Source organism: Halomonas borealis, assembly GCF_004798905.1.
In the GTDB taxonomy this organism is placed as follows: domain Bacteria; phylum Pseudomonadota; class Gammaproteobacteria; order Pseudomonadales; family Halomonadaceae; genus Halomonas; species Halomonas borealis.
This window is the reverse complement of record NZ_SDMO01000094.1, coordinates 1-254: the sequence shown is the minus strand read 5'-3', so window position 1 is coordinate 254 and position 254 is coordinate 1. Positions and strand designations below refer to the sequence as shown.

Genomic DNA, 254 nt, shown 5'->3' with positions numbered 1-254 from the left:
CCAACTACCAGTAAAACAATACCAATCAAGGCCATGAAAATGTTTGACTTAGGCCCTTTTTCACCTTTAGATGCTTCTCTTAACAGATCAAGGCTTGAAGATTTCCAAATGATAAATGTTCCAATAATAAGAAGCAAAGTAAAGAAGAGCAAGAATATTACTGCTACTGTTAGAATAGAAGCGGGTGTAATCGCTAAGTTAAAGTTACTTTCACCAATCATATTGATAAAGATCAGGAAAAGGAACTTAGAAAA

At 33.9% G+C, this 254-nt stretch carries 1 protein-coding gene; it reads right to left on the bottom strand.

The window, feature by feature from the left end:
- The coding region (locus tag ETC07_RS16285) for a hypothetical protein (RefSeq protein ID WP_205742578.1) at window positions 1-254 on the bottom strand (254 nt) is incomplete at both ends.